The sequence below is a fragment of the Bacteroidales bacterium genome (genome assembly GCA_018334875.1).
In the GTDB taxonomy this organism is placed as follows: Bacteria; Bacteroidota; Bacteroidia; order Bacteroidales; family UBA12077; genus JAGXLC01.
In genome coordinates this window covers 1-2,551 of sequence record JAGXLC010000528.1, presented here as the reverse complement: position 1 = coordinate 2,551, position 2,551 = coordinate 1, and the positions used below count along the sequence as shown (strand labels likewise).

Annotated in this window: 4 protein-coding genes; 1 reads left to right on the top strand and 3 read right to left on the bottom strand. The window is 43.4% G+C overall.

Annotated features, from left to right (window positions below; translation table 11 throughout):
* The 3 genes from KGY70_20790 to KGY70_20780 all read right to left on the bottom strand — a co-directional run.
* Window positions 1-366 (bottom strand): aldo/keto reductase (locus KGY70_20790; protein MBS3777643.1); only part of this gene is annotated, 366 nt, incomplete at its 3' end.
* A gap of 79 nt (window positions 367-445) precedes the next feature.
* Entirely contained in the window at window positions 446-910 is a 465-nt protein-coding gene (locus KGY70_20785; protein MBS3777642.1) for a hypothetical protein, read from the bottom strand.
* Window positions 911-1,137: 227 nt separating this feature from the next.
* Window positions 1,138-1,509, bottom strand: a complete 372-nt coding sequence (locus KGY70_20780) for a YccF domain-containing protein (protein MBS3777641.1) — start codon at window positions 1,507-1,509, stop codon at window positions 1,138-1,140.
* A 122-nt stretch (window positions 1,510-1,631) separates the two neighbouring features.
* On the opposite strand from KGY70_20780, the gene sfsA reads away from it, so the two are divergent.
* Window positions 1,632-2,327: a DNA/RNA nuclease SfsA gene (gene sfsA, locus KGY70_20775; protein MBS3777640.1), complete on the top strand. Its 696-nt coding sequence runs from the start codon at window positions 1,632-1,634 to the stop codon at window positions 2,325-2,327.
* Window positions 2,328-2,551 lie beyond the last annotated feature (224 nt).

Genomic DNA, 2,551 nt, shown 5'->3' with positions numbered 1-2,551 from the left:
GGTATCTTTGTACAGATCGGACACAGGCCAGTGAATAAGGTAAAGATCAAGATAATCCAGCCCCAGTCGGTTCATGCTCTTGTCGAATGCCTTCAGCGTCCTTTCATATCCCTGGTCGGTGTTCCATACCTTGCTGGTGACAAAGATCTCCTCCCGGGGAAGATCACTCTCCCGGACAGCCTTTCCCACTCCTTCTTCATTCCCATAGACGGAAGCTGTGTCAATAAGTCTGTATCCTGTTTCCAGGGCACGATGTACGGCACTTGTAACTTCTTCATTGTTCATACTGTAAACGCCTAAGCCAAAATAAGGCATCCTGACACCATTTGACAAAGTAGTTGTTCCTGATACATCTGTTATATACATAGTTCCGGTTTTTTATATAATAAAGATCAACAATAATACATATGGTCTTTTGAACTGATACGAAAATAAGAAGAATTCATCAAAACCCGAATATGCTTTTCCGTCTTCTTTTCCGCATCATAAAGATCAGGCCAATGGCGAGAAAAACCGTACTGGGAAATGCCGATCCTGCACCAAGCGGAGCTATTGCAAGGAGAAAAACAAATCCTCCGATAAGTCCGAGATAATACCAGAAGCCCCTTGACCAGATGAGCGCTCCAACAAGAATCTGGCCTCCGGAAATCGCTGCAACATATACTCCGGGATGCTTACTGAACGGTCCATATATAATATCCTTATAGAAATCCATAGCAGCAGGACCGAATGAATCCACATAGATTCCGGGGGCATTTACTACTGTAATCAAATTAACAATTCCGGCGGCAATAAAAATGAGGCCCCAGATCAATCTCATGAAGCGGGGAAAATTATATGACAGCAACATGACCACAATGGCCAAAAGGTTGGCAATGATCACAGGCAACATAAACTGTTCATAGTTCATAGTCGTTTTCTTTAAATTTTAAGCAATATAAAAAATTTTAAGGAATTTAACCTGGATCATTCATAAACGAATCCCGCTGGTTTAAGCGGGAAAGTTTATGAATGCGGGATGGTTTGCGGGAAGGATCCAGGTTACCCCGCATTAGAAAAACCAGCTTTTTGCGAAAAATTTTGAAGCAAAAAGCTAGGTTTTTCAATAGCGAAAGAATTATTTGTGAATAATTCGGGTTAATATACTTCATATCCAAATGGCCGGATTGAAAGACGGGCCAGTTTAAAGTGCTGGCGTGCAAAAGGCAGGCCTATGATGGTTATGGCCAGCAGGGCACCGAACAAAATATGGGTAAGGCCAATCCAGATTCCTGCTATAATGAACCAAAGCACATTCATAAAAAGGTTCAAACAGCCCCAGGAAGTCTCCCGGTGATAAACCTGCTGTCCGAAAGGCCATAATGTCAGCACCCCGAGCTTCAAGGTCTGCAGGCCGAAAGGAATACCAATGATGGTTATCATCAGCACCACACTGCCGATAAAATACTCGATGGCTGTCTCCAAACCACCAAATATTAACCAGATGATGTTACCAAGTATGTTCTTCATAACGGTTGCTTTGATAATAAAACGCTATAAAGATTGGAATTTTTTGGATAAATCAAATGGAATCTCAACAACTTTCTTTCATTTTTGTTGACAAGCTTAGCTTATAACAGAAAGATACAGGCATGAAGTTTCAGAAAAGACTGGTACATGGCAGGCTCATAAGGAGGTATAAGCGTTTTCTTGCGGATGTGGAGCTGGACAACGGACAAAAGGTCATTGCCCATTGCACCAATTCGGGATCAATGAAAACCTGCCTTCAGGAAGGTGCCGAAGTATATATGACACCGGTGAAGGACCCGAACCGAAAAACCCGTTTCACATGGGAGATGATCAAGATACGGGGCAGTTGGGTAGGCATCAACACCAATGTACCCAACAAGCTGGCTTACGAGGCGGTACAAAATGGCGCGATTAACCGGCTGAAGGGGTATGACCAGGTCCAAAGCGAGGTGACTTATGGAGACAGCCGTTTGGATCTGTACCTGGAAAACGATGATGAAAAGTGCTTTGTAGAAGTAAAGAATGTAACCATGAAATCCGGGAAATACGGTTTGTTTCCCGATGCTGTTACCAAGAGGGGAAAAAAGCATCTGCAATCATTGATGCGCGTCAAAAATGAAGGCATGCGGGCAGTGATGCTGTATGTGGTTCAGCGTACCGATGTGGAGATATTCGGACCGGCCTGGGAAATTGATCCGGAATATTCAGAAACCCTAAAGGAAGCTTATGAACAGGGGGTAGAGATCATACCGATGCAGACCAAGGTGACGCCGACAAGGATTGAACTGCTAAGAGAGATGCCGTTTGAGCTGGAATGAACCGGGGGGCGGATAAATCAGCTTACTATATTGCAGAGTCAGATTTAAGGAAATAAGATTTAGCAATACAGTTGGTCCCGCATTCTGCGGGAGCAAAAGGCAGTTGGCAAAACCTAAAAGCTACAGTTGGCAGAGATATTCGATAGTCATTCTGTGGTCATTCATCGATAAGTTGGTAGCTTACAATATTGCAGAGTCAGATTTAAGGAAATGAGATTTAGCAA

Coding starts and splice junctions, on each gene's coding strand:
- KGY70_20785 (MBS3777642.1), bottom strand. CDS start 910: ATGAACTATGAACAGTTTATGTTGCCTGTGATCATTGCCAACCTTTTG.
- KGY70_20780 (MBS3777641.1), bottom strand. CDS start 1,509: ATGAAGAACATACTTGGTAACATCATCTGGTTAATATTTGGTGGTTTG.
- sfsA (MBS3777640.1), top strand. CDS start 1,632: ATGAAGTTTCAGAAAAGACTGGTACATGGCAGGCTCATAAGGAGGTAT.